Source organism: Cupriavidus sp. FW306-01-F10A, from assembly GCF_058782785.1.
Genome location: NZ_JBYSYA010000006.1, coordinates 310,147 through 332,825, shown reverse-complemented (window position 1 = coordinate 332,825; position 22,679 = coordinate 310,147). Strand labels below are relative to the sequence as shown.

Sequence of the window (22,679 nt, the reverse complement as noted above, 5' to 3'; positions counted from 1 at the left end):
ATATTCGACATATAAAGGCTCGCAGTCACTGAGCCTGGAAGTAAGAAAAAAACTATCCCGCGGGGGAGAAACGCGCCACCCGCCGGGAACGCTTGATTTTTTGATGGGATAGAACGATGAATGCATTGCTTTGGGCTGTGATGGCCCTGGCATGGGGGCGGCCATGAGCTCGAAGCCAACCCTGCCCAATCTTGGCATGCTTGCCGTATTCGCACGCCTGCATGAGGTCAAGGCCGATCCGGAGGGCCTCGCGCGCCGCTGGGACGTGCGTGAAGACTTTGACGCCAGCCGGCTGTTGTGGGGCCTGGACGACCTTGGCTTCGACGCCAGGTTGGTCGAGGGCGGCGTGGACAAGCTGCGCCGCGCAGCACTACCTGCGCTGGCCCTGACCCGCAGCGGCCGGGTTGTGCTGCTCGGCAAGGTGGATGCCGATGCCCTCCACGTGCAGCGGGACCCGGACCAGCCGCCGCAGGCAGTGCCCGCGGCGGCCTTCGCGGGCGAGTTCGCCAATACCTGGATCGAAGCCAGCCGCAGCGTGGCATCCCTGACCGATGGCACGGCCAATGCCGGTGTCTCGGCGTTCGGCTTTGGCTGGTTCTGGCAGGCCATCAAGAAATACAAGGCCGAACTCACGCAAGTGTTGCTGGCCTCGTTCGTCGTGCAGATTTTTGCACTGGTGACGCCGCTTGCCTTTCAGGTCGTGATCGACAAGGTGCTGACCCACCGCTCGCAGGCGACGCTGGTCGTGATGCTGGTGGCGCTGGCTGGCGTGGCGCTGTTCGAGGCGATGTTGACTGGCCTGCGTCAGTACCTGCTCTCGCATACGACCAATCGCGTCGATGTCGAACTTGGCGCACGCCTGTTCCGGCACCTGATGCGCCTGCCGATGTCGTACTTCAACTCGCGCCGCGCCGGTGACGTGATTGCGTCGATGCGCGAACTGGAGACGGCGCGCAACTTCCTGACCGGGCAGGCGCTGACCGCCTGGCTGGACCTGTTCTTCGCGATGGTGTTCCTGGCGGTCATGTTCTACTACAGCCCGCTCCTGACCATCATCGTGATCTGCTTCCTGCCGATCTTCTTTGGCGCGTCGTATGTCGTCAGCCCGATGCTGCGCAAGAAGCTGGAAGACAAGTTCGCGCTGGGCGCCGACAACCAGGCGTTCCTGGTGGAGACCATTGGCGCGATGGAGACCCTGAAGGGTCAGGCGGTTGAAGCCAGCTGGCAGCGCCGCTGGGAAAGCCGGCTGGTGCGCTACGCGGTGGCCGCATTCGAATCGGGCCATACCGGCAACTGGACCAATCAGGTCATCAATCTGACCAGCAAGGTATTGACCGTGGTGCTGCTGGGCGTCGGTGCCATGCAGGTGATCGACGGCAACCTCACCGTGGGCGGGTTGATCGCTTTCAATATGCTGTCGGGCCGGGTCAATGCACCGATCATCAAGCTCTCGTCGCTGTGGCAGGAGTTCCAGCAGATGCGCGTGGCGGTCAAGCGCCTGGGCGCCATCATGGATACGCCGACCGAGGCGGGCCAGTTCTCGGACCAGACTCAACGGGCAGCGATCCAGGGCTTTGTCCGCTTCGACCGCGTCAGCTTTGCCTATCAGGCCGACGGCGCTGAAGTGCTGTCGGATGTCTCGTTCTCTGTTCCCGCTGGGGAAGTCGTGGGTGTGGTTGGCGTATCTGGTGCCGGAAAGACGACGCTGATTCGCCAGTTGCAGCGCCTCTACTCACCCACCGGTGGCAGGATCACGATTGACGGAATCGACCTGGCGACAGTGGACACGGCCTGGCTGCGTAGCCAGGTAGGCGTGGTGTCGCAGGATGTCGCGCTGATGAACATGTCGGTGCGCGACAACATCGCCATCTCCGATCCGGGCCTGTCGCTTGAGGCCGTGATGGCAGCTGCCGAGCTGGCCGGAGCGCACGATTTCATCAACGCCTTGCCCCAAGGCTACGGCACCGTGATCGGTGAGCGCGGCAGCCTGCTGTCGGGCGGCCAGCGAGCCCGTATCGCCATCGCGCGGGCGCTTGCAACCAACCCGCGCCTGCTGTTGCTCGATGAGGCCACCGCCAGCCTGGACTACGAGTCCGAGCGGGTCATCCACGACAACCTGGAGAAGATCTGCGCGGGCCGCACCGTCTTCATCGTCGCACACCGCCTCTCCACGCTGCGCCTGGCCGACCGCATCCTGGTGCTCGATGGCGGGCAGCTTGTCGAGCAAGGCCATCACACTGAACTGATCACTGGTGCGGGCAAGTATCGCGCGTTGTTCGAGGCGTCGCGTGTGCTGGAAACCCTCACTATCAAGCACAAGGCCCCGGTACAACCGTTGCCGGGAGCCGCCCATGTCTGAACCGATGAAGCCTGACCAGCAAGCGGCAGCGGATGCTTTTGCCACTGCCGCCATGGGCATCGCCAACCGCCGTCCGGCGCGCATGGCACGGATCGTCGCTGGCAGCATCTGCAGCATGGCTGTCCTTGCACTGGTCTACGCCACGATGGCGAAAATGGACGTGGTGGTCTCCGCGCAGGGCAAGGTGATTCCGTCGGGCAAGTCCAAGGTGGTGCAGCCGCTCGAAGCCGGCATCGTGCGCGAGATCCATGTGCGCGACGGTGAGAAGGTCAAGGCTGGCGCCGTCCTGGTCGAACTCGACCCGACCACCACTGCAGCAGACCGTGACCGGCTGCAGCGCGACCAATGGGAGGCCGTAGCCGGGGTGCAGCGGCTGACAGCGCTTCTCGACGGCAAGCCCACCATGCCGGCCGTCGAAGGCTTGCCTGCGGATATTGCCCGGACGCAGCAAGCGCTGCTCACCAGCGCGCTGGCCGAGCAACGCGCCAGGCTGGCGGCGCTCGACGCCGAGATCGCCCGCAAGCGTGCCGATCGGGACGGGGCCGCCGCCAGCCTGGAGCAGATCCGTGCCAGCCTGCCGCTTGTCACGAGGAAGAACGACATGCGCGAGGAACTGGTCAAGACCGGGCATATCGCCGAGACCGGCCTGATCGAGACGCGGCTGGAGCTGATCAACCTCAGGAAGGATCTGGCGTTGCAGACCAACCGGCTGGCCGAGGCCGGCGCGGGCCTGAACGCCGCACAGCAACAGCGCGCGCAGGCGGTGGCCGAGTTCAGTGCGCGGCATGCGGCGGAACTGGCCGAGGAAAGCCGCAAGGCTGCCACGGCCGAGCTGGAACTGGTCAAGGCCACGCAGCGGCGTGACCTGCAGACCCTGCGCGCACCGATCGACGGCATCGTCCAGCAACTGGCGGTGACCACCGTTGGCGGCGTGGTGACCCAGGCGCAGCCGGTGGCGATCGTGGTGCCCGAGAACACTGCGCTGGAAGTGGATGCTCAGGTGCAGAACAAGGACATCGGCTACGTGAAGCCCGGCCAGCGCGTCATAACCAAGGTGGAGACCTTTGACTTCACCCGCTTCGGCTATATCGAGGGTGAAGTGCAGTGGGTGGGTACCGACGCCATCAATGATCAGAAGCTGGGCCCTATTTATCCAGTGCGCATCAAACTCGACACGATGGCCACGCCGAACTCGGTCAATGGGCGCAGGGGCGCGCTTACCCCCGGGATGAGCGTGACCGCCGATATCCGCGTGGACGAGCGTCGCATGATTTCCTACTTCCTGTCGCCGCTGATGCGCTACAAGGATGAAGCCTTGCGGGAGCGGTGATGGCACGCATGCATGTTTTGAGCAGCGCTGCTGTGGCTGCGCTGGCCGCGGTCGGCGCGCTTGTCCCGAGCCAGGCCAGCGCCATCGACCTGCTGTCGGTCTACCGCATGGCACAGGGGAGCGACCCCACCTTCGAGGCATCACGCTACGCGCTGGAGGCCGGACGCGAGAAGCTGCCACAGGCTCGCGCCGGCGTGCTGCCCTCGATCAACCTGAATGGCAACGGCAATCGCCAGGACGGGCAATCGAGCTTCGCGGGCAGTCCGTTCACGGACCGCAGCGTGAATAGCTGGGCGTGGAACTTGCAGCTGTCGCAGCCGGTGGTGCGTGTCGCCAACTGGATCGGCGTGGCACAAGCGGGTGCACAGGTCGAGCAGGCCGAGGCACAGTTCGCGCAGGCCGAGAGCGACCTGATCCTGCGCACCTCGCAGGCCTACTTCGATCTGCTGACCGCGCGCGACAGCGTGACAGTTGCCCGGGCGCAATTGCGGGCCGTGGAGCAGCAGCGCGTGCTTGCCCAGCGCCGCTACGACGTGGGCGAGGCAACCATTACCGATGTGTACGAGTCGCAGTCCCGCCACGACCTGGGCCGCTCGCAGCTGGTGCAGGCGCTCAACGACCAGGAAGCGAAGCAGGCGGAACTCGAACGGCTGGTCGGGCCATTGTCCGAGCCTGTAGCGGGCCTGAAGGCTGACGTGACCCTGCCGGGTCCCGAGCCGAAGGATGTCAATGCCTGGATGGGGCATGCGCGGGAGAACAACCCGGTAGTCCGCACGCAGTTGGCAGCGGTCGAAGTTGCCGAGAAAGAGCTGTCCCGGAACCGCGCGGCGCACTTGCCGACGCTGGATTTCACGGCTGGCTATGGCAACAACTACACCTCGGGTTCGATGACCTCGCCCGCGGACATCGAGAACCGGGTCAAGTCCGGCACCATCGGGCTGCAGCTGACAATCCCGATCTACCAGGGCGGCGCCGTCAACTCGCGCGTGACCGAGGCGATCGCCAATCGATACAAGTCGCGCGCAGAGCTGGAAGCGGCGCGGCGCCAGGCGGCGACGCAGGCGCGGCAAGCTTACGGTGGTGTGACGAGCGGCCTGTCCCAGGTCGAGGCGCTGACTTCTGCGGTCACGTCGAGCCTGGATTCGGTCAACGCGAACAAGATCGGCTACCGGATCGGCACGCGCGTGAACATCGACGTGCTCAATGCCGAGCAACAACTCTTTGCGGCCCAGCGTGATCTCGCGAAGGCACGCTACGACACCATCCTGCAAGGCATGCGGCTGAAGGCGGCGGCGGGCACGCTGACTGAGGTGGATGTGCAGAGCGTGAATGCGCTGCTGACCAATAACGCACAGCAGGAAACGCCGGCAGTGCCCGCCATGCCAGCTGCTGCCAGCATGAAACAATCCAGGACGAGTATCCAATGACTATCCCGACCGACAACGAACAGCTGATGAAGTTTGCTGCCGAGCAAGCGCAGCGCGTCATCAAGAAGATCCCGCTGCTGGGGCCGGTGTCGTGGCTGATGATGAACAACCCAACCACGCGCCACAATTTCTTCGCTGACCTGGAATGGCGCGTGATGCCGCCGCTGATCCTGGAGCAGGCCAAGCTGTATATGCGGGGCGAAATGCCCACGGCCTTCGTGACCTGGGCCTATCTCTCCGACGCTGTGGTCGAGCGGTTTGCCAAGCCGCCATACCAATTGGCGCCCGGAGATTGGAAGTCGGGCGACAAGCCGTTCCTGATCGACGTGTTCGCCCCCTACGGCGGGGCCAAGGACGTGCTGGCTGATCTGAGGGCGACGGTATTCAAGGGCAAGGTGCTACATCAATTAGCACCGGAGGGCGAGCGAACGATGCGCGTGCTGGAGGAGTAAGCCGCAGCGGGCCGGTGGCCCGCCTACCGCGTCACTATTCCGCCCGAATATCCGCCCGCGCCGCCACCGCCCGCATCTCCGGCAATTCCTTCTCCACCCGCGCCTTCACCGCCGCGCCATTGCCATAAGCCGGCGTCAGCGCCAGTTCGACCATGCGTGCCTTGGTAGCCGGCGCGTTGGCGACGTCGGCCAGGGCCTTCTCCAGTTTCTGCTGTACTGGCGCGGGCAGGCCCGCGGGTGCCAGCAGCGCGAACCACGTGCCCATCTGGAAGCCGGGATACCCGCTCTCCGCGACAGTCGGCACTTGCGGCAACGCCGGCAGTCGCTGCGGCGACAGCACCGCCACCGGCCGGATCTTGCCGCCCTTGATCAGCGGCAGGGTGGCCACGACGGTATCGACGGCGACCTGCACCTGGCCGCCGGCCAGCGCGGTCAGGCTGGGGGCGCTGCCGTTGAAGGGCACGTGGACCATGCGGATGCCGGTGGCGGACTTGAGCATCTCCGCGCCGAAATGCACCGAGGAGCCGGCGCCGAACGAGCCGTAGGAGAACTTGTCGGGGTGGGCCTTGGCCTGCGTCACCAGATCCTTGAGCGAGGTGATCTGCGTGTCCGGATTGGCTACCAGCACCAGGCTCATGTCGGCGACCAGGCCCAGCGGGGTGAAGCTCTTGATGGGGTCGTAGCCCAGGTGTTGGCGGATGGCCGGGTTCAGCGTCAGCGTGGTGCTGGCCGCCAGCAGCAGCGTGTAGCCGTCGGGCGCGGCCTTGGATACCTGGGTGGCGCCGATCACGGTGCTGGCGCCGGGCTTGTTCTCGACCACCACCGGCTGGCCGAGCTTTTCGCCGAGGCCGACTGCCAGCAGGCGGCCCAGCACGTCAGTGGCGCCGCCCGCGGCGAAGGGCACCACCAGCCGGATCGGGCGGTCCGGCCAGGATTGGGCCTGCGCGGCGGCGGGCGTTGCGGACAGCACCGCGGTCAGGGCGGCGGCGCAGGCGAGAAACGGCTTCAGGGGCATTGCGGTCATCGTTGGCACTCCTGCCGGCAGTTGTAGGAATAGAAGGCAATCGGAAGCAATACGAAACGGGCCGGGACCAGCCGAAGGCTCAATCGAGCCAGGGGCTGCGCACGCGCGAGAAGCCGCCGGCCTGGTCATAGGCATGGCCGAGCTGCAGCACCGCGGCGTCGGCCTGCGCCGGGCCGATGATCTGGATGCCGGCCGGCAGGCCCTGGGGGCCGAAGCCGGCGGGTGCGGCCAGGGCGGGCAGCCCGGCCATGGTGGCCGGCACCACGACCTGCATCCAGCGGTGGTAGGTGTCCATGTCGCGGCCGTCGATGGCGTGCGGCCAGTCCCAGTCGGCATCGAACGGAAACACCTGCGCGGCCGGCAGCACCAGGTAGTCGAAGCGCTCGAACAGCGAGCGCAGTGCCTGGTACCACGCGCTGCGCTCGCACAGGGCTTCGTACACGCGCGTGCCCGGCAGGGCCAGGCCGCGCTCGATCTCCCATGCGGCCTCAGGCTTGAGCAGCGCGCGCTTGGCCGGGTCGTGGTACAGCGCCGCGTTGGCGCCAGCCACCGAGAAGCTGCGCAGGTCGATCCACGCGTGCCACAGTCGCTCCAGGTCGAACTCGGGCAGCGCGGTGTCGACGGTGCAGCCGAGCGTGCGCAGGTGCGTGAGCGCCTGTTCGCAGGTATCGAGCACGCCGGCTTCGGTCGGCAGGTGGCCGCCCAGGTTGCCCAGCCAGCCGATGCGCACACCGGCCCAGTCGCGTTCGGGCGGCAGCGTGAAGGTGCCGGGCGCCTCTGTGCGGTGCGTCAGCGGCAGGCGCGCATCGAAGCCGGCCTGCACCGACAGCAGCAGGGCCAGGTCCGGCACGTTGCGCGCCATCGGGCCGGCCACGCTGAACTGCTGGAAGAAGACCTCGTCGCCCGGGCCGTGCGGCACGCAGCCGACCGAGGTGCGCAGGCCATACACGTGGTTGAACGCCGCGGGCGTGCGCAGCGACCCCATCATGTCAGAGCCATCCGCCACCGGCAGCATGTGCAGCGCCACGGCCACCGCGGCGCCGCCGCTGCTGCCGCCGGCGGAGCGCGCCGGGTCGAAGGCGTTGCGGGTGGTGCCGTAGACCGGATTGTAGGTATGGCCGCCCAGGCCAAACTCCGGCGAGTTGGTGCGCCCGACGAAGACCGCGCCGCCGGCGCGCATGCGCTCGAAGATCACGGCGTCGGACTCGCTGACCTGCCCGGCGAAGATCGGCGAGCCCTTGGTGGTGACCATGCCCGCGGCCGGGCTGATGTCCTTGGGCGCCTGCGGGAAGCCGTGCAGCGGACCGCGGCTGGCGCCGCGTGCCAGTTCGGCGTCGAGCCCGGCGGCCTGCGCGCGCAAGGTGTCGCGCTCCACCGGCGCCACGATGGCATTGACGCGCGGGTTATGGCGGTCGATCTGGCCAAGGAAGGCATCGAGCACTTCCACGCACGAGACCTCGCGCGCATGGATGGCGCGCGACAGGGCGACGGCATCGAGTTCGGTGATGGGATCGGGGGTCTGGGTGGGCGCCATGGCTCGGGTGTCTCCTGTGGTGTCGGGAAAAAGCATACGGGCGACGCACGGTTTCCCGCAATCGATGATTTTTTCAAATATCCTTGCGTAAAACGCAAACCAGCCCCGGAGCCGCCCATGCTGTCGCATCGCCTGCAGGAAACCTCGCTGCGCTATTTCCTGGAGGTGATACGCAGCGGCTCGCTGACCGAGGCGGCGCAGCGGCTGAATGTCACCGTGTCGGCCGTGAGCCGCCAGGTCGCCGCGCTCGAAGCGTTGCTCGGCGTGCCGCTGTTCGACCGCCGGCCGCGTGGCATGGTGGCGAGCGCCGCCGGGGAGTTGCTGGCAGCCTATGCCCTGCGCGGCGCGCTGGAAGCCGATCGGGTGGTGTCAGAGATTGCCGCGCTGCAGGGCCTGCGCCGGGGCCGGGTGCGGGTGGCCAGCTCGGCGGGGTTTGCGATCGAGTTCCTGCCGCGCATCATTGCCGAATTCCGCCAGCGCTATCCGGGCCTGCAGTTTCATGTGCGCGTGGCGCCGCCGGCGGAGGTCACCGGCATCGTGCTGCATGGCGAGGCGGACATTGGCATCACCTACAGCCGCGCCGCGGAGCAGGGCATCCGCGTGGAGCACCGGCAGCCCGCGCCGGTGATCGCCATCATGCGGCCGGACCATCCGCTGGCGCGCTTTCGCAGCGTCACGCTGGCCCAGATGCAGCCTTATCCCCTGGCGCTGCCGGAGGGCGACAACACCGTGCGCCAGCTGTTCGACATCGCTTGCGGCGAACGCGGGGTGGTGTTCGAGCCGGTGCTGGTGACCAACCACTTCGAGACCCTGACCAGCTTCGTGCTGCATGGTGGCGGGCTGTCGATCTCCGGCGCCGTCACCGTGGGCGACAGGTTGCGCCGCGGTGAACTGCATGCCGCCTCGATCCGGGAGCGCGGCATGCGCAGCCGCGCGGTCGAGCTGCAGACGCTGGCCGGCCGCACATTGCCTGAGGGTGTGCGTGCGTTCCTGGGGTTTATCCGCGAACGGCTGGCGGCAGAGGTTGGCGTGGCGGGCGCCTAGGCCGTTCTCGGCCTGGAGCGCCCGCCACCGTTGGCGTTATCCGCGCCAGGTGCTGCCGGTCACATCGCTGGTGCTGCGGGCTTCGGGGGCCTCGCGGCGCACGCGGATGTCGTTGTTGACTTCCTTGACGCCGTAGGTGCCGTCGGCCAGGTCTTCGATATAGAACTTCTGGCCGCGGTCGCGCACGGTGCCGGTCAGTGACACCACGCCTTCGCTGACGTCGACGCTGACGTCGCTGACGTCAACGCCGCGCGCGTAGCTGAGCTGCTCGCAGATCTGGTCGCGGATGCGCTCGTCGCTGCGCTGGTAGCCGCGCGGGCCGGTGCGGCGTTCGGAGCTGCCGAACCAGTCGCCCACGGCTTCGCCGATGCGGCGGCCCAGGTTGTAGAGCACGCCATGCGAGCCTTCGCGCTCGTCATCGGGGCTGTCGGTTTCCCAGCCGCGGCGCTGCGCATATTCCCGGTAGCCCGGGCTGTGGCGCCGGATTTCATAGCGCTGCTTCTCTTCCCAGTCCTCGTGCGGGTCGACCCAGTAGCGGGTGTCGCTGCGCAGGTCGCTGAAGTGGGTGTCATGGCCGCGCGTGCGCGGCGATTCACGCGGATCCCGTGCGCGTTCGGCGCTGCGGCGCCACTGGCGCTCGGCGTTGTCGTCGTCGCGTTGCCACGCCTGCGGGTCGCGCCATTCGCTGGCACGCTCCCAGCCATAGCCGCCGTTCAGGCCGTAGCGCAGGTTGCTGCCGTAACGCTCGCTGGACGGGTGTTCCGGGTACCTGCGGGCGCCGTACACTTCGTTGAAATCCCGGTCCGGGCGGGCAGGGTCGCCGTAGCTGGTCTGGCCCGGGGCCATTTGCTGGCGCCGACGCCGCGCTTGCCAGCGCTCCTGTTCGGATTCAGGTTGCCAGTCATCGTCCTGCCATGCCTGGCGGCGTTGGCGCGCGTTGCGCGCATTGCGCTCATCGTAGTAGTAGCCCATGCTGTTTTCCTGACAGTGTGCGTGTGGCGCCATGTGCGGGCGCACATGCCGTGCGCGAACCGCTGGCGGGTAATCAGGAAGGGGCAAGATTCGTACCGTGTGGAGGGGTGCCCCGCGGACGGGGGTTTGCGGCACTTTGGCGTGCACTACCGTGCAACGGTTTCAGAGCTTGTAAGGGATGCAGGGCAGGACGGGCGTGCCGTGCCGCAGGATCCACATGGTGCGGGCAGGGGGACGCCAAACGCATAGCCTGGGGCGAGGCGGCCATTCCGCCGCCCGTCGCCGCCTTTGGCTGGTTTACTTCGTGCTGCTGGTCTTGGTCGACTTTGTCGATTTGGTCGACTTGGTGGTCGTGGCTGCCTTGGCGGGAGCGGCTGCGCTGCCGGCAGCTGCCGTGGTATTGGCCGCTGGTTCGATCTTCGACTTGCTGAACGCGAAATAGCATTCGGTATTGCTGCTGTTGGCCATTTCCGAATCGCGCGTGGCCAGCACGCCGGTGACGTTGACCTTGTCCCCGGTCTGCAGGTTGCTGATCTTCTTCTGGTTGACCATCAGCGCGTCGCGCATCAGCGCCTTGCCGGTGCACTGCGGATTGACCGAGTCCTTGAAGTAGACGGCGATGGTGTCGTCCGACTTGCCCAGGCCATCCACCTTGGTGATGCGGGACACCGTACCCGATACCAGGATTGCCTGCGAATCCCACTTCTTCTTCGCGGTGATTTCGTTCTTCTTCCAGTCCGACCAGATATCGCCCAGCGAAGCCGGCTTCGGATCCGCCAGCATGCGGAAGTCGCCGCTCAGCACGTCGCCGGTGCCGTCGAGCACGCCGCTGATGGAGGACATTGCGCCGTCCATCGATTCACACCCCGCCAGCAACCCGGCCAGCGCCAGCCCTACCACCAGTTTTCCCGTCTTCATTTCTTTTTTTCTCCAGGTCCGCCAGCACCCTCGGCTGACGCCGGGGCATTGTATTCGTACAGCCTGCAAAATCCAACAGAACTGGCAAAAACGCTCTATTTCCGGAAAAAATGGGGGTGGTATCCCCCGAACGGGGCTATCCGGCCACGGGCTCAGGAGCCGGCCGGTTCGGCGCCTCCCCAGAATATGGGATGGGCAACGGCGCGCGGCCATGCGATGAGTCAGGGGCGGCTGACAAGCGCGGCGGCGTTTACCCTGAAGAGAGCCGCCCGGCCGTCCCATGCGCGGGCGGATATGTCAGAATCCGCCGTCGTACGCGGCACAGCATGCGGCAGGACGGGCAGCGAGACTGGCCGGACAACCAGCAGCACAGCGGGCGGCACAACGGCACGGCTCGGGAACACAGGCATGGCAAGCACAACAAGAGTCCTGATCGTCGAGGACGATCCCGCGGCACTGAGCCGGCTGGTGCAGGCCGTCGAGATGCATGCGCCGGCCACCGTGGTGGCAGGCTGCACCGCCAGCGCGGCGGAAGCGCTGGCCTGGCTGGCGCAGCACCAGCCCGACGTGCTGCTGTGCGACCTCGGCCTGCCGGACGGCAGCGGCATTGACGTGATCCGCGCCGCGCGCGAGCGCTATCCCGCCTGCGACTGCATGGTGGTCACGGTGTTCGGCGACGACCAGCACGTGCTGGCCAGCATCGAGGCGGGCGCCATCGGCTACCTGCTCAAGGACGAAACCACGGACCGCATCGCCGCCTCCATCGGCGAACTGCGCGCGGGCGGATCGCCGATGAGCCCGCTGATCGCGCGGCAGGTGGTGAACCGGCTGCGCGGCGCGCCGGCCGAGGCGGTTGCGCGCGATGCCGCGGCCACCGGCGCGGTGGTGCTGTCGGTGCGCGAGAACGAGATCCTGGACCTGATCTCGCGCGGCTATACCTATGCCGAGACTGCCCGCTACCTGGGTCTGAGCGTGCATACCGTGCAATCGCACATCAAGAACATCTACGGCAAGCTGGCGGTGCGCTCGCGCGGCGAGGCCGTGTTCGAGGCGGCCAAGCTGGGCCTGCTCAAGTCCTTGTGACCCCCCATGCTGCATCGGCCGCGCCACCTCCGGACCGTGCTTGCCGTGCTGCTGGCATGGGCCTGCCTGATGTTGCCCGGCATGGCGGCAGCCGCGGGCACGATGGAACTGGCCGCGGCCACGCGCTCGGCCACGCTGACCGACGGCACGGCGCTGCCGGCGCTCCCGCTGACGCTGCCTGACTACTGGGATCGGGAGCAGCCGGGCAAGTCCGGCACGCTGGTCTACGAACTGCGCTTTGACCGCAACTGGCCCGCGGCTGACCCCGGGGGGCTGTTCGTGCCATGGGCCGGCGGCAGCTACGAGGTGCGCCTCAATGGCGTGCTGATCGCCGCCGGCGGGCGCCTGGACGCCCCCTCGTCGGCGCTGGCCAAGCGCCCCTACTACGCGGCCGTGCCGCCCGAACTGGCGCGCGCGCACGGCAATCTGCTGCGCATCACCGTGGCGGCGCGCGCCTATGCGCGCTCGGGCCTGCTGCCGGTGACGGTGGGCCCGGCCGCTGAAGTGCGCGCGCAGTTCGACCAGGCCTTCCGCCTGCGCGTGGTCGGCCCGCTGATTGCGGCGGTGCTCAGTGTCGTGCTGGGCGGCCTCGCGCTGCTGATCTGGTGGCGCCAGCGCGATCCGCTGTTCGGCCTGTACGGGCTGGCCGAGGTCGCCTGGAGCGTGCGCCTGCTCGACTACTTTGTCGATGACCTGGCGATTCCCGCGGAGTTGCGCAGCTATGTCGTCGCCGCCGCGCGCGAGGTATTCCTGGGCGCCATCGCCAGGTTCTGCCTGCTGGTGATCCGCGTGCCGTGGCGCTGGCTGCATCGCACCCTCAACGCCTACCTGTGGCTGGCGCTGCCGGTGATCGCGCCGCTGGCCGCCATGTCAAGCCACCCGATGGTCTTTCCGCTGAGCTGGCTGGTCAAGGTGGGCATCATCCTGACCGTGGCCGGCGCGATGGTATGGGGCGCATTGCGCCGGCCCAGCCGCGAGGCAACGCTGCTGGCCGCCACCGTGGGCGTGTCGGCGGTGCTGTTCCTGGCGGACTGGATCAAGGTCTGGCTGACCGGCGACTACTACTGGGTCCATTCCATGACCCGCTATGTGTCGGTGCCGTTCAGCGTGGTGATGGCGTGGATGCTGGTGGAGCGCTACACCAGCGCGGTGCAGAGCCTGCAGGACGCCAACCAGGTGCTGACCGAGCGCGTCGCGCAGCGCGAGGCGCAGCTGCGCGCGGCCTTCGCGCGCACGCAGAAGATCGCCGCGGAGGAGACCGCGCTGCGCGAGCGCGGCCGCATCCTGCGCGACATGCACGATGGCCTGGGCAGCCAGCTTGTCACCACGATCTCGATGCTGGAATCCGGCAAGGCCAGCTCGCCGGAAATCGCCGTGCAGGTCCGGCACGCCCTGGATTCGCTGAAGCTTTCCATCGACGCCATGCAGGACACCGGCGGCGACCTGGCGGCGGTGCTGGGCAACCTGCGCTACCGCCTGGGTCCGCGCATCGCCGATGGCGGCCTCGATATCCACTGGGAGGTCGAGCGCCTGCCCGCGCTGGCGCATTTCACCGCGCGCAAGGTGCAGGAGCTGCAATACCTGCTGCTCGAAGGCATCACCAACGTGCTGCAGCACGCGCGGGCAACGGCCCTTACCGTGACCGCCCACGCGGACATGGACGCGCAAGTGATCCGGATTACGCTGGCCGACAACGGCCGCGGCTTCGACACCGGGGCCACGCGCGGCGGGCGCGGGCTGCGCAATATGCACGTGCGCGCGGCGGCCATCGGCGGCCGGTTGCAGATCCGGTCGGCGCCGGGCAGTACGGCACTGACGGTGGAGGTTCCGCTGGCGCCGGGAGACGGCGAGGAGGCCGGCACGGACGGGGAGGGGCTCGCGCCCGTCGCGTAGAGGGCCGGGCGGCGTGGCCCTCAGCGCGTGCCACGCAGACCTTTGTGCGCATCGTCGAGGCCGGCAGCCTGTCGATCGCGGCAGCGCAGCTGCAGACGACCCAGCGCACCGTCAGCCGGCGCCTGCAGACGCTGGAGCGGCTGCTCGGCGTGCGCCTGCTGCAGCGCTCCACGCATGCGATGAAGCTGACCGAGGACGGCGAGCGCTGCTATGAGCGTGCCAAGGAACTGGTGGCCGACTGGACCATGTTCGAGGCCGACGTGCGCGGGGTCGGGCATGCGCCGGCAGGCACGCTGCGGGTGGTGGTGCCGCACGCTTTCGGGCAGGAGCTGCTGGTCGGCCCGCTGGCCGGCTTCCTGCAGCAGTACACCGACGTCTCGGTGGAATGGCTGCTGCATGACCGCACCCCGGATTTCATCGCCGAGGCTATCGATTGCGCGATCCATGTGGGCGAGGAGCATGAACCCGGCGTGGTGGCGGTGCGGCTCGCCGACGTGCCGCGCGCGGTCTTTGCCGCACCGTCGCTGTTTGAGGGCAAGCCGCTGCCACGCCGGCCGGAAGACCTTGAGGGCCTGCCATGGCTGGCGCTGCGCACCTTCTATCGCAACGAGGTCGTGCTGCAGAACACGCAGACGCCCCTGCCCGATACCCCACACGTCTTCGGTGCACGCGGGTAGGCAGCGGTGCCGACACTGCCCGTAACCCGTGCCTTCTGCCCCACTTCAGCGCGTTTTCTGCACTGGATTTGCGCATTATCAAGACCTTCGCAATCCGTGCTTCAGGCCTGCAAATCAAGGCCGATAGGAGGAAAACCAAGCCAAGTTCCGCGACCGCCATGACTCCCATTTTCCTTCCCGCCGAGCGCCTGATGGCGCGCCTGAATATCAACCGCAAGCTCGCGCTCATAGCCGTGCTGTTCCTGGTGCCGCTATGCGGCGCCATGTACGTGGTGCTGAGCGATGCGGCGCGATTGATCCGCACCACCGGCGATGAAGCGCGGGGGCTCGCCGTGGTCGGGCATGCGCTCGACTTCATGCGCGAGACCCAGGTCCGGCGCGGCGCTGCCAATGCGGTGTTGTCGGGCAATACAGCCTTTCGTGCCACCTTCGATGCGGCCGACAACAAGGCCGCGGCCGGCCTGGCGGGGCTGACGCGCAGCATCGCGGAAAATCCTGCCTTCGAACTGGCAGCGGGGGCGCGCAAGCTGGAGCAGGACTGGCAGCATCTGCGCGGGCTGGGCCTGGACACCACGGCCGGGCCGCTGTTCGAGCGCCACAGCGCGCTGGTGCGGCAGACGCAGGTGTTTATCGGCGACGTGGCCGAGCGCTCGCAACTCGCACTGGACAGTGAAGCGGGCTCGTACTACCTGATCAACCTGCTGGTGGGACCGATGCCGCGCCTGGCTGAGCTGAGCGCGCTGGCGCGCGGCCGCGGGGCCGGCATCATCGCTCAGGGCGGCTATGCCGATGCCGCGCAGCAGGCGGGCCTGGGCGCGCTCGCCGAGCAGATCCACGACGGGCTGGAAACGGTGCGGCGCGACATCGCGCGCGTCGGGAACGCGGCACCGGCGTACCGGCCGCGCATCGACGCCGCGCTGGCGCGGCTCGCCGCGATGGACAACTTCCATCGCACGCTCAAGGTCCGGATGCTGGGCGCGACCGGCATCGACATCGATGCCAGGACATATTTCGACGAGGCCACCGCGGCCATCGAAGGCGTGGCTGCCGCCAACAAGGCGTTTGCCGAGGTCGCGGGCGCCATGCTGGCACAGCGTGTCGCGGTGCAGGAAAGGCAGTTCGTGTTGCTGGCGGGCATTGCGCTGGTGACCGTGGCCGCCGCGTTCTACCTGTTCATCGGCTTCAGCCGCGGCATGCGCGGCGACGTGCGGCAGGTCGCTGAGATGGTCGAGCGCATCAACGCGGGTGACCTGACCCTGCGCATCGCGGTGCGCGGGCGCGACGAACTGAGCGAGATCAAGCGGCACCTGCTGTCGCTGGTGGACAGCTGGCGCGCGCTGATCGGCGACACCAAGGCCGGCGCGCACAACGTGCTGGCGGCGGCGGGCGATATCGCGCAGGGCAATATCGACCTGTCGCAGCGCACCGAGGAGCAGGCCTCGTCGCTGGAGCAGACCGCGGCCAGCATGGAGCAGCTGACGGCCACCGTGCAGCAGAACGCCAGCAATGCCGGCCAGGCCAGCGAGCTGGCGCGCGAGGCGTCTGACGTGGCGCGCGCCGGCGGCGACGCGGTCGGGCGGATGCAGCAGACCATGCAGGAGATCGAGGCCGATTCGCGGCGCATCGTCGACATCATCGCGGTGATCGACGGCATCGCCTTCCAGACCAATATCCTGGCGCTGAACGCGGCGGTGGAGGCCGCGCGCGCGGGCGAGGCCGGCCGCGGCTTCGCGGTGGTGGCGACCGAAGTGCGCGGGCTGGCGCAGCGCGCCGGCAGCTCGGCCAAGGAGATCCGCACGCTGATCTCGCAATCGGCGCAGCGCGTGGCGTCGGGCAACACGCTGGCGCTGGACGTTGCCGCAACCATGGAGAACACCGTTGCCGCCATCGGCCGCGTGACAGCGATGATGGATGAGATCAGCCATGCGTCGCGCGAGCAGAGCAGCGGCATCGCCCAGGTCAACCAGGCGGTGACGCAGATGGACCAGGTCACGCAGCAGAACGCCGCGCTGGTGGAGGAGGCCGCCGCCGCGGCGCAGTCGCTGCAGGAGCAGGCGCTGCATATGCAGCGGGCGGTGGCGGTATTCCGGACCGAAGCGCAAGCCTAGTCCGCCTCGCGGTGCTCAGCGCCGGAAGATCCAGATCACGACCGACACCAGCACCGACACCAGGATGCAGGTCGTGATCGGAAAGTAGAAGCTGAACCCGTCCCGGACGATATGGATATCGCCGGGCAGCCGCCCGAACGGCAGCTTCGACAGCCAGGGCCAGGCAGCGGCGGCTGCGATCAGCAGGCAGCCAAGGATGAGAAGCACGCGTTGCATGATCGGATGGATTCGGTTGGGCCGGCGGCTTGCCGCGCCGCGTGTCCTGAGACGTTGGACAGGCACGTCGCCGCAGGATTGCATCGGCTCGGCACGCCGGGGGCGAGACTATAGGTCGTGGGTTTCGGAATGTAAATTGAGAGTTGGCGCTCTTTACATGAAATTTCGTTATGCCGCCGAAATGCCGCACGGCTAGTCTGCTAGTAAATTTCACGACCAGCCGGTTTCCTGATAGAAAGCACTCTCCGCTTACCCAGATGTTCAATCTGGTTCCACAAAAATGGCTCGTTCCGGTGAAAGCCCCCACGCTGGACGGCCAATTTCCCGCCGGGTTAACGCTAATTCTGGGTCGCAATGCCTGCTGCCTAAGATTTCGTTCAATTGGAGAACATCAGTTCGCAATTAGAACAAAATCGCATGTCCGGCCTGCAGGACGGCTAGTGCGATTTCCAGGCAAACGGAGACAGCAGTGCAACATCCCACCCAAACCAAAGGCGGCGTCGCAGACGTCCAGGCCTTGATCGACGGCCAGCGGTTCACTGGTTACCAGTGGCTCATTCTTGGCCTGTGCTTCCTGATTGTGGCCGTTGACGGCTTCGATACCGCGGCAATGGGCTATATCGCGCCGGCGCTGGTGCAGGACTGGGGGATCGAGAAAGCAGCCCTCGGGCCCGTCATGAGCGCGGCCCTGTTCGGTCTTGCCTTCGGTGCGATCTTCGCCGGTCCGCTGGCTGATCGGGTCGGCCGCAAGAAGGTGCTGGTGCTGTCAGTCTTGTTCTTTGGCGCCTGCAGTCTCGCCACCGCGTTTGCGCCCACGCTGGGCTGGCTCACGGTCTGGCGCTTCCTGACCGGCCTTGGCCTGGGCGCCGCCATGCCCAATGCCGTGACGCTGACATCGGAGTTCGCGCCGCAACGCCGCCGTGCGGTGCTGGTGAACACCATGTTCTGCGGCTTTCCGCTGGGTTCCGCGGCCGGAGGCTTTGTCGCCGCCGCGATGATTCCGCACTTCGGCTGGCATAGCGTGCTGCTGCTTGGCGGCATTGTGCCACTTGCGCTCGCGCTGTTGCTGGTGGTGCTGTTGCCCGAGTCCGTGCGCTACATGGTCCTGCGCAAGTATCCGGCCGACCAGATTTGCAAGGTGCTGCGGCGCGTGACCGGCGCAGACCTGCCCGAAGCCAGCACCTTCATCATCGGCGAGCAGGCCCCTGCGACCCGATCCGCGATCGGCACCGTGCTGGCCCCCGGCTATCGCCTGGGCTCGGCGATGCTGTGGTCCACTTACTTCATGGGCCTCGTCATCTTCTACCTGCTGACGAGCTGGATGCCGACGCTGATGAAGGACGCCGGTTTTTCGATCCAGCACGCGTCATTCCTGACGGCGCTGTTTCCGCTCGGTGGCGGCATCGGCACCATCGCGGCCGGCTGGTTCATGGACCGCTTCAATCCGAACAAGGTCATCGCCATCACCTACGCCGCAACCGGCGTGCTGATCTACGCAGTAGGCCACGGCACCGGCAGCCAGGTGCTGCTGGGCGTGCTGATCTTCCTCGCCGGTACGGCCATGAACGGTGCCCAGTCTTCGATGCCTTCGCTGGCCGCGGCCTTTTACCCGACGCAGGGCCGCGCTACCGGCGTTGCCTGGATGCTTGGCATCGGCCGCTTCGGCGGCATCACCGGTGCGCTGCTCGGTGCCGAACTGCTGCGCCTGCACCTTGGCTTCGACACGATCTTTACGCTGCTCACCGTGCCGGCGTTCCTGGCCGCCGGTGCACTGCTGGTGAAGCATTTCAGCAGCCGCACCGCGGCTGCCGCCGACTCGGACTCGGTCAATGGCAGCGCAAGCGTGGCAAGTCACTGAGCGGCATCAGGCTGGGCCGCGGCGCGAATGCAGTTCGCCAGCGCCTCGGCCATCGGTGTGAGCGTGCGGTCGCCGTGCCGCAGCAGGCCGATCGGTTCCTCGGTGCCCTGCGTATCGATCGGCAGCAGCGCCAGCTCCCCCTCGGATACCGCGCGCCGGGTTGCGGAGAGCGGCGCGGCCCACACGCTGTCGCTCTGCCGGGCCAGCAGCCGTCCGAGATAGGCGTCCGAGGTTTCCACGCATCCGCCCGGCAGGGGCAGGCCGTGCCGGGCGAGCAGGCTTTCCGTGTTGTGGCGGGGAATCGAGCCCGCGGCCGGAATCACCAGCGGCCACGCCAGTGCGTCAACCAGGGTTGGCCGCGATACGGCGGCGAGGGGATGCCCGGGACGAACCGCCAGTGCCAGCGAGTCCGGGCCCAGGGCCTCGAACCACAGGCTCTCCATGGCCACCGGGTCATCCATCCGGCCAATGACCAGGTCGACCACATCCGCCTTGAGCTGGTCGATAAGGTTGCGGTTCATGCCGGTCTGCACGGCAAGGCCGACTTCGGGATGCGCGGCGCGAAAACGCAGCAGGGCGTCGGTCAGCACGGCCGGCACCACGCTCGGCAGCGCACCCAGCCGGATGCGCTCTTGCGGCAGTGCATCCGCGCCGGCCATGCTGTCCGCCGCGGCATCGATATCCGCGAGGATGCGCAGCGCGTGGCGCAGGAAGCGCGTGCCGGCGGTGGTCAGTTCGGTGCCGGCCCGCTGCCGCACCAGCAAACGGCTGCCGGCCAGTTCCTCGAGCTCGCTCAGTGTCTTGGAGACGGCCGGCTGGGTCAGGCCCAGGCGTTCGGCGGCGCGGCCCAGGTGCTGGGTCTGCGATACCGCCACGAAGCAATAGAGGTGCCGCAGCCGCACGCGATTGCGGAAGATTTCGAGCGCGGGAGGTGCCTGTGGTTTCATGCCTAAAAGTTATCGTATTTCGATGTAATCTTAATTTACATGACTTTATGTGCTGTTTAAAGTCAAGCCATTCCAATGACAAGGAGACTGCGCGATGACCCGTCTTGCCCAGTACCGCCGTCCCTACTGGGACACCCAGCCCGAATACCGCTTCGATCCCTATGCCTCGACGCAGAAGCGCTCGCCGGGCCAACCGCTGGTTGCGCTGCCGCAGTCGCTGTCTGAAGTGACCGGTCCGACCTTCGGCGCCGAGTTCGTCCGCGAAGGTGACAACGACCTCACCGCCGGCAACGGCGGCGAGCCCATCGGCGAGCGCATCCTCGTGACCGGCCGCGTGCTCGACGAGAACGGCCGGCCGGTGCCGAATGCGCTGGTCGAGGTCTGGCAGGCCAACGCCGCCGGCCGCTACCTGCACAAGCGCGACCAGCACGACGCCCCGCTCGACCCGCATTTCTCGGGCGAGGGCCGCGCCGTGACCGACGCCAACGGGCACTACCAGTTCAAGACCATCAAGCCCGGCGCCTATCCCTGGCGCAACCACCACAACGCCTGGCGGCCGCAGCACATCCACTTCTCGCTGTTCGGCAATGCCTACGCCACGCGCCTGGTGACGCAGATGTACTTCCCCGGCGATCCCCTGCTGCCGTTCGACCCGATCTTCAACTGCGTGCCGGACGAGAAAGCGCGCAACCGCCTGATCGCCGCCTTCGACTGGGAGACCACCCAGCCCGAATACGCGCTCGGCTACCGTTTCGATATCGTGCTGCGTGGCCGCGATGCCACGCCGATGGAGTAAGACCATGCTTTACGCCACCGCATCCCAGACCGTCGGCCCTTATCTCCATATCGGCCTGAGCGGCCTGAACTGCGCCGACCTGACCGCCAGCGCCCCGGAACTGGCCGGCCAGCGCATCGTGATCGAAGGCCGCGTGACCGACGGCGACGGCGAGCCCGTGCCGGACGGCATGGTCGAGATCTGGCAGGCCAACCCTGCCGGCCGCTACCGCCATCCTGAAGACACCCGCGAACTGCCGCTGGTGCCCGGCTTCACCGGCTTCGGCCGTGTGCCGACCGAGGCCGACGGCTCGTTCCGCTTTGTCACCGTCAAGCCGGGCGCCGTGCCGGGCCCGGACGGACGGCCGCAGGCGCCGCACATCATGGTGTCGGTGTTCATGCGCGGCCTGGTCAGGCATGTGGCCACGCGCATGTACTTCCCGGACGAAGCGGCGGCCAATGCCGCCGATGCCGTGTTGGCGCTGGTCCCCGCCGAGCGCCGCGGCACGCTGGTTGCCAGCGATGCCGGCAACGGTACGCTGCGCTGGGACGTGGCGCTGCAGGGGCAGGCCGAGACAGTGTTCTTCGACATCTGAAGACCCCGCTGCCGGCAACAGACGCATAATCGGGTGGCCGTCGATGTCACGGCCACTCACGCTACCCATCGCCCCCAATGCCAACCGCTTCGCGTCTCACCGATCCCATGTCCGGCAGCCCGGCCGTGCTGGACATTTTCTCCGACGCCGGCACGGTGCAGCGCATGCTTGCCGTGGAGGCCGCGCTCGCGCGCGCCGAAGCCGACAGCGGCGTGATCCCTGCCGCGGCCGCTGCCGTGATCTCCGACGTCTGCCGCGACCCCGGCATCATTGACCGCGACGCGCTTGCGCAAGCCGCGGTCGCCGCCGGCAATCTCGCCATTCCCTTCGTCAGGCAACTGACCGCCGCCGTGGCCGCGCGCGATGCCGAGGCGGCGCGCTTTGTCCACTGGGGCGCCACCAGCCAGGACATCATCGACACCGCACTGGTGCTCCAGGCCGGCGACGCGCTGCGCGCGCTGGATGCCGACCTGGTGCGCCTGGGCGCAGCCTGCGCCGCGCTGGCTTCTGCGCATCGGGCCACGCCGATGGTCGCGCGCACCTGGCTGCAGCATGCATTGCCGGCCAGCTTCGGCCTCAAGGCCGCGGGCTGGCTCGATGCGCTGCGCCGCGATCTCGGCCGTCTCGATACCACCCGTGTCCAGGCCCGCGTGCTGCAGTTCGGCGGCGCCGCCGGCACGCTCGCCAGCCTTGGCAATGCGGCACCCGCGGTGACCGCCGCGCTGGCCCGCGAACTGGACCTGGCCGCGCCCGTGCTGCCGTGGCACGCGCATCGCGACCGCATGGTCGAGATCGCCACCACACTGGGCATGATGACCGGCACGCTCGGCAAGATGGCGCGCGATATCTCGCTGATGATGCAGACCGAAGTGGCGGAAGTGGCCGAGCCTGCCGGCCCCGGCCGCGGCGGCTCCAGCACCATGCCGCACAAGCGCAACCCGGTCGGCTGCGCGGCGGTGCTGACGGCCGCGGTGCGCGTGCCGCCGCTGGTGGCGACGATGCTGGCGGGCATGGTGCAGGAACATGAGCGTGCCCTGGGGGGCTGGCAGGCCGAGTGGGACACACTGCCGCAGATCGTGACGCTGGCCGCCGGCGCGCTGCGCCAGATGGGTGAGGTCGTGGCGGGGCTGCAGGTCGATGCGGCGCGCATGCGCGCCAACCTCGGCCTCACCCATGGCCTGATCCTCGGCGAGGCGGCGATGCTTGAACTTGGCAGCAGGATCGGCCGGCTGCCGGCGCACCATCTGGTGGAACGCGCCTCGCAACGTGCGGTGGCCGACGGCACCAGCCTGCGTGACGCGCTGGCCAGTACGCTGCAATCCGACCCGGCCCATGCCGGCCTGCTCGATGACGCCGCGCTGGATCGCCTTGCCGACCCCGCCAACTACGCGGGCCAGTCCGCGGCCTTTGCGGACGCTGCCGTGCAGGCCTGGCAATCCGCACTGGTGGCGCGCCAGTCCTGAAACT

General features: G+C 67.7%; 18 protein-coding genes and 1 pseudogene. 13 read left to right on the top strand and 6 right to left on the bottom strand.

Annotated elements, in window-relative coordinates:
• Positions 1–163 precede the first annotated feature (163 nt).
• The 4 genes from AC3WLF_RS12080 to AC3WLF_RS12065 are packed head-to-tail and all read left to right on the top strand — an operon-like array spanning position 164 to position 5,568.
• The gene (locus AC3WLF_RS12080) at positions 164–2,359 is read left to right on the top strand and encodes a peptidase domain-containing ABC transporter (RefSeq protein WP_492358266.1); all 2,196 of its coding nucleotides are present in this window, start codon (positions 164–166) and stop codon (positions 2,357–2,359) included.
• On the top strand, positions 2,352–3,689 hold the full coding sequence (locus AC3WLF_RS12075; protein ID WP_492358265.1) for an HlyD family type I secretion periplasmic adaptor subunit: 1,338 nt from the start codon (positions 2,352–2,354) through the stop codon (positions 3,687–3,689). The genes AC3WLF_RS12080 and AC3WLF_RS12075 overlap by 8 nt, the downstream gene beginning before the upstream one ends.
• Before the next feature lie 8 nt (positions 3,690–3,697).
• On the top strand, positions 3,698–5,116 hold the full coding sequence (locus AC3WLF_RS12070) for a TolC family outer membrane protein (protein ID WP_492358264.1): 1,419 nt from the start codon (positions 3,698–3,700) through the stop codon (positions 5,114–5,116).
• Positions 5,113–5,568, top strand: coding sequence for a toxin-activating lysine-acyltransferase (locus AC3WLF_RS12065; protein WP_492318362.1), 456 nt, complete (start codon positions 5,113–5,115; stop codon positions 5,566–5,568). Before AC3WLF_RS12070 ends, AC3WLF_RS12065 begins: the two co-directional genes overlap by 4 nt.
• A gap of 34 nt (positions 5,569–5,602) precedes the next feature.
• Here AC3WLF_RS12065 and AC3WLF_RS12060 read toward each other — a convergent pair whose 3' ends face one another.
• Positions 5,603–6,592, bottom strand: a complete 990-nt coding sequence (locus AC3WLF_RS12060) for a Bug family tripartite tricarboxylate transporter substrate binding protein (RefSeq protein WP_492358263.1) — start codon at positions 6,590–6,592, stop codon at positions 5,603–5,605.
• Positions 6,593–6,671: 79 nt separating this feature from the next.
• Positions 6,672–8,126, bottom strand: a complete 1,455-nt coding sequence (locus AC3WLF_RS12055; RefSeq protein ID WP_492358262.1) for an amidase — start codon at positions 8,124–8,126, stop codon at positions 6,672–6,674.
• A gap of 117 nt (positions 8,127–8,243) precedes the next feature.
• Between AC3WLF_RS12055 and AC3WLF_RS12050 the strand changes: the two genes are divergently transcribed.
• Complete coding sequence (locus AC3WLF_RS12050; protein ID WP_492352225.1) at positions 8,244–9,170, top strand: LysR substrate-binding domain-containing protein; 927 nt, start codon at positions 8,244–8,246, stop codon at positions 9,168–9,170.
• 36 nt (positions 9,171–9,206) lie between these two features.
• Here the strand turns inward: AC3WLF_RS12050 and AC3WLF_RS12045 are convergent, their stop codons facing one another.
• Positions 9,207–10,142, bottom strand: coding sequence for a BON domain-containing protein (locus tag AC3WLF_RS12045; RefSeq protein WP_492318366.1), 936 nt, complete (start codon positions 10,140–10,142; stop codon positions 9,207–9,209).
• Between the two features lie 297 nt (positions 10,143–10,439).
• The gene (locus AC3WLF_RS12040; RefSeq protein WP_492358261.1) at positions 10,440–11,060 is read right to left on the bottom strand and encodes an OB-fold protein; all 621 of its coding nucleotides are present in this window, start codon (positions 11,058–11,060) and stop codon (positions 10,440–10,442) included.
• Between the two features lie 408 nt (positions 11,061–11,468).
• On the opposite strand from AC3WLF_RS12040, the gene AC3WLF_RS12035 reads away from it, so the two are divergent.
• The 4 genes and pseudogenes from AC3WLF_RS12035 to AC3WLF_RS12020 all read left to right on the top strand — a co-directional run bounded on the left by AC3WLF_RS12035 (position 11,469) and on the right by AC3WLF_RS12020 (position 16,821).
• Positions 11,469–12,143 carry a response regulator gene (locus tag AC3WLF_RS12035; protein ID WP_492318368.1) on the top strand — a complete coding sequence of 225 codons (675 nt, stop codon included), beginning with the start codon at positions 11,469–11,471 and terminating at the stop codon, positions 12,141–12,143.
• Between the two features lie 6 nt (positions 12,144–12,149).
• Positions 12,150–14,036 (top strand): sensor histidine kinase, encoded by a 1,887-nt coding sequence (locus tag AC3WLF_RS12030; RefSeq protein ID WP_492318369.1) that lies wholly within the window; start codon positions 12,150–12,152, stop codon positions 14,034–14,036.
• Positions 14,037–14,071: 35 nt separating this feature from the next.
• Positions 14,072–14,671 (top strand): annotated as a pseudogene (locus AC3WLF_RS12025) (LysR family transcriptional regulator); the annotation flags it as partial.
• Positions 14,672–14,871: 200 nt separating this feature from the next.
• Positions 14,872–16,821 carry a methyl-accepting chemotaxis protein gene (locus AC3WLF_RS12020; RefSeq protein WP_492358260.1) on the top strand — a complete coding sequence of 650 codons (1,950 nt, stop codon included), beginning with the start codon at positions 14,872–14,874 and terminating at the stop codon, positions 16,819–16,821.
• 15 nt (positions 16,822–16,836) lie between these two features.
• On the opposite strand, the gene AC3WLF_RS12015 is transcribed toward AC3WLF_RS12020, so the two are convergent.
• Positions 16,837–17,037: a DUF2905 domain-containing protein gene (locus tag AC3WLF_RS12015; RefSeq protein ID WP_492356726.1), complete on the bottom strand. Its 201-nt coding sequence runs from the start codon at positions 17,035–17,037 to the stop codon at positions 16,837–16,839.
• A 469-nt stretch (positions 17,038–17,506) separates the two neighbouring features.
• Here AC3WLF_RS12015 and AC3WLF_RS12010 point away from each other — a divergent pair, with 469 nt between their 5' ends.
• Positions 17,507–18,895 carry an MFS transporter gene (locus tag AC3WLF_RS12010; protein WP_492358259.1) on the top strand — a complete coding sequence of 463 codons (1,389 nt, stop codon included), beginning with the start codon at positions 17,507–17,509 and terminating at the stop codon, positions 18,893–18,895.
• Here the strand turns inward: AC3WLF_RS12010 and AC3WLF_RS12005 are convergent.
• A complete protein-coding gene (locus AC3WLF_RS12005; protein ID WP_492358258.1) occupies positions 18,889–19,842 on the bottom strand; it encodes a LysR substrate-binding domain-containing protein in 954 nt (317 codons plus the stop codon). The two genes, AC3WLF_RS12010 and AC3WLF_RS12005, sit on opposite strands and share 7 nt — an antisense overlap.
• A 94-nt stretch (positions 19,843–19,936) precedes the next feature.
• Here AC3WLF_RS12005 and pcaH point away from each other — a divergent pair, with 94 nt between their 5' ends.
• From pcaH to AC3WLF_RS11990, 3 genes are all read left to right on the top strand, one after another.
• Positions 19,937–20,638 (top strand): protocatechuate 3,4-dioxygenase subunit beta, encoded by a 702-nt coding sequence (pcaH, locus tag AC3WLF_RS12000; protein WP_492318373.1) that lies wholly within the window; start codon positions 19,937–19,939, stop codon positions 20,636–20,638.
• 4 nt (positions 20,639–20,642) lie between these two features.
• Positions 20,643–21,212 (top strand): protocatechuate 3,4-dioxygenase subunit alpha, encoded by a 570-nt coding sequence (pcaG, locus tag AC3WLF_RS11995; RefSeq protein WP_492318374.1) that lies wholly within the window; start codon positions 20,643–20,645, stop codon positions 21,210–21,212.
• 77 nt (positions 21,213–21,289) lie between these two features.
• The gene (locus AC3WLF_RS11990) at positions 21,290–22,675 is read left to right on the top strand and encodes a 3-carboxy-cis,cis-muconate cycloisomerase (protein WP_492358257.1); all 1,386 of its coding nucleotides are present in this window, start codon (positions 21,290–21,292) and stop codon (positions 22,673–22,675) included.
• Positions 22,676–22,679: the final 4 nt, after the last annotated feature.

What these genes read in the sequence shown, in the direction of transcription:
- pcaG (WP_492318374.1), top strand. Translation starts at nt 20,643, where the DNA reads ATGCTTTACGCCACCGCATCCCAGACCGTCGGCCCTTATCTCCATATC.
- pcaH (WP_492318373.1), top strand. Translation starts at nt 19,937, where the DNA reads ATGACCCGTCTTGCCCAGTACCGCCGTCCCTACTGGGACACCCAGCCC.
- AC3WLF_RS12050 (WP_492352225.1), top strand. Translation starts at nt 8,244, where the DNA reads ATGCTGTCGCATCGCCTGCAGGAAACCTCGCTGCGCTATTTCCTGGAG.
- AC3WLF_RS12005 (WP_492358258.1), bottom strand. Translation starts at nt 19,842, where the DNA reads ATGAAACCACAGGCACCTCCCGCGCTCGAAATCTTCCGCAATCGCGTG.
- AC3WLF_RS12080 (WP_492358266.1), top strand. Translation starts at nt 164, where the DNA reads ATGAGCTCGAAGCCAACCCTGCCCAATCTTGGCATGCTTGCCGTATTC.
- AC3WLF_RS12015 (WP_492356726.1), bottom strand. Translation starts at nt 17,037, where the DNA reads ATGCAACGCGTGCTTCTCATCCTTGGCTGCCTGCTGATCGCAGCCGCC.
- AC3WLF_RS12075 (WP_492358265.1), top strand. Translation starts at nt 2,352, where the DNA reads ATGTCTGAACCGATGAAGCCTGACCAGCAAGCGGCAGCGGATGCTTTT.
- AC3WLF_RS12045 (WP_492318366.1), bottom strand. Translation starts at nt 10,142, where the DNA reads ATGGGCTACTACTACGATGAGCGCAATGCGCGCAACGCGCGCCAACGC.
- AC3WLF_RS12055 (WP_492358262.1), bottom strand. Translation starts at nt 8,126, where the DNA reads ATGGCGCCCACCCAGACCCCCGATCCCATCACCGAACTCGATGCCGTC.
- AC3WLF_RS12030 (WP_492318369.1), top strand. Translation starts at nt 12,150, where the DNA reads ATGCTGCATCGGCCGCGCCACCTCCGGACCGTGCTTGCCGTGCTGCTG.
- AC3WLF_RS12020 (WP_492358260.1), top strand. Translation starts at nt 14,872, where the DNA reads ATGACTCCCATTTTCCTTCCCGCCGAGCGCCTGATGGCGCGCCTGAAT.
- AC3WLF_RS12060 (WP_492358263.1), bottom strand. Translation starts at nt 6,592, where the DNA reads ATGACCGCAATGCCCCTGAAGCCGTTTCTCGCCTGCGCCGCCGCCCTG.
- AC3WLF_RS12035 (WP_492318368.1), top strand. Translation starts at nt 11,469, where the DNA reads ATGGCAAGCACAACAAGAGTCCTGATCGTCGAGGACGATCCCGCGGCA.
- AC3WLF_RS12065 (WP_492318362.1), top strand. Translation starts at nt 5,113, where the DNA reads ATGACTATCCCGACCGACAACGAACAGCTGATGAAGTTTGCTGCCGAG.
- AC3WLF_RS11990 (WP_492358257.1), top strand. Translation starts at nt 21,290, where the DNA reads ATGCCAACCGCTTCGCGTCTCACCGATCCCATGTCCGGCAGCCCGGCC.
- AC3WLF_RS12070 (WP_492358264.1), top strand. Translation starts at nt 3,698, where the DNA reads ATGCATGTTTTGAGCAGCGCTGCTGTGGCTGCGCTGGCCGCGGTCGGC.
- AC3WLF_RS12040 (WP_492358261.1), bottom strand. Translation starts at nt 11,060, where the DNA reads ATGAAGACGGGAAAACTGGTGGTAGGGCTGGCGCTGGCCGGGTTGCTG.